Below are 2,313 nucleotides of genomic sequence, written 5' to 3'. Positions count from 1 at the left end.
ATCCCGCGAGCCAGCCCCCGTTTCCCCCGCCTCCTCGATCGGACGGGCGGGCTGTCGCCCACGCATGAAGCGGCTCACATTCGGGTCCACGATGATGTCCGCGGGCGTGAGCGGCCGGGAGAGGAACAGCCCCTCCAGCGAGGTCACCCGGCTGAGCGCGACGTAGGTCTGCCCGGCGCTGAACGCCCGGGGCCCCAGGTCGATGATCGCCCGCTCATAGGTCTGCCCCTGCGACTTGTGGATCGTGACCGCCCAGGCGAGGCGGAGCGGGAACTGCTCGAACTCGGCCACGACGTCCTTCGAGAGCGTCTTCGTCTCGGCGTCGTAGCGGTACTTGAACCGCTCCCAGCTGGCGGGCTCCACCTCGAAGTGCTCGCCGTCAACGTCGACCCAGACCGTGCCGTCCACCTTCGCGACGGTCCCGATCGTCCCGTTGACCCAGCGGCCCTCTGGGTCATTGCGTAGGAACATCACCTGCGCGCCCACCTTGAGCTCCAGCATTTCATCGGCGGGGTAGCTGTTCTTGCGGAACTCCCCGGTGACGTCGGCGACGGCTCGCAACAGCTCGCCCGGCAGCGCCGCGATCCGGCTCGCGTTGATCCGGTTCACGATCGCGTTCGTCGTGGCCAGCGTGATCGTGCCGTCCGTCGGTGCAGGTCGGGCACCAGCCTCGTTCAGCTCTCCGGCCATCTCGGCGGTCACGACCCCGTAGCGCACCCCGTTCAGGAGCTGCTTGAAGCGGTCGTCGCGCTGGCGGTGAATCTCGGTGAGTTCGATGATGCCGAGGTCGGCCTCGGCCCAGACTCGGGCGTCGAAGAACCACGGTGAGCGGTAGGTGTCGGCGTAGTAGGCGCGCTCGTCCGGGTCGTGCGGGGGCACGGGCGGGAGCTGGTACGGATCGCCGAACATGATGACCTGCACCCCGCCGAAGGCGTCGTGCTTCTTCGCGCGCGCCTGGCGGAGCGAGCGGTCGATCGCGTCCATGAGGTCGGCGTTGACCATCGAGACCTCGTCGATCACGAGGGTGTCGATCGCGTTGAGCAGCTTTTTCAGTTCCTGGCTCTGCTCGATGGGGTGATCGGCGATCACGCCCGTGGGGAGCCGGAACAGCGAGTGGATGGTCTGCCCGCCGACGCCGAGCGCAGCGACCCCGGTGGGGGCGCACACGACGATCTGCTTGCTCGTGTGCCAGGACAGGTGCGTCAGCAGGGTCGACTTCCCGGTGCCCGCGCGCCCGGTCACGAAGACGTGTTCGCGCGTGTGCTCGATGCGGTCGAAGACCGCCTGTTGCTCGGGGCTGAGGGTGATCTGTGCCACTCGGGCGCCCCTTCCTGCGGTGCGGTGTGACCGGTTTGGCCGTCGCCCAGTCTACTGAAGGCGCGCGGTGCTCTGCGGTCGCACCCAGAGGAGCAGGCCGAGCCCCACCGCGATGACGAGCGCGATGCCGATGATCCCGGTGATCGTCTGCCCGCTCAGGTCCACGAACAGGGCGAAGGCCGCGGGCGCGAGGAAGGACACGGCGCGGCCGGTCGTGGCGTAGAGCCCGAAGATCTCGCTCTCCTGTCCCTTCGGGATCATCCGGGCCAGGTAGCTGCGGCTCGCGGACTGCACGGGGCCGACGAAGACGCAGAGCGCGAGCCCGAACACCCAGAACACCCAGGTGCCGAGCGGGGCGAGGAAGAACAGGAACGCCGCGACGACGAGCATCCCCGAGAGGGAGCTGATCATGAGGAACCGGGCGCCGAGCCGGTCGTCGACGAGGCCGAGCGCGACCGTCGCGATGCCGGCGACGACGTTCGCGGCGATCGCGAAGATGATCACGGTCGTGCTGTCGAAGCCGAAGGAGCGGGCCGCGATGATGCCGCCGAAGGTGAAGACCCCGGCGAGGCCGTCCCGGAACACCGCGCTGGCCACGAGGAAGCGCAGCGTATTCGGCGCGGTGCGCGCCAGCTGCGCGATCCGGCCAAACAGGGCCCGGTAGCTGCCGATGATGCCGAGCTTGGCCCCGCCGCCCGGTGCGCGGGGCACCTCGGGCACCGCGATGAGCACCGGGATCGCGGAGAGACCGAACCAGGCCGCGGCGACGAGCATCGCGACGCGGATGTTCAGGCCGTTGTCCGCGGTCACGCCGAACCAGCCGACCTCGGGGAAGACGAAGCCGACGAGGATGATGCCGAGGAGCACGATGCCGCCCAGGTACCCCATGCCCCAGCCGAAGCCGGAGACGCGGCCGATGGTTGCCGGGGTCGACACCTGGGTGAGCATCGCGTTGTAGTTCACGCTCGCGAACTCGAAGAAGATGTTGCCCGCCGC

At 69.0% G+C, this 2,313-nt stretch carries 2 protein-coding genes; both read right to left on the bottom strand.

Annotated features, from left to right (window positions below):
- On the bottom strand, nucleotides 1-1,317 hold a 1,317-nt coding region (locus OOT08_RS09275; protein ID WP_325092368.1), incomplete at its 3' end, for an ATP-dependent DNA helicase.
- A 51-nt stretch (nucleotides 1,318-1,368) separates the two neighbouring features.
- On the bottom strand, nucleotides 1,369-2,313 hold a 945-nt coding region (locus tag OOT08_RS09270), incomplete at its 5' end, for an MFS transporter (RefSeq protein WP_325092367.1).

This window comes from Leucobacter sp. M11, from assembly GCF_035726885.1.
Classification (GTDB): Bacteria; Actinomycetota; Actinomycetes; order Actinomycetales; family Microbacteriaceae; genus JAPFRB01.
This window is presented reverse-complemented; position numbering and strand designations above follow the sequence as displayed.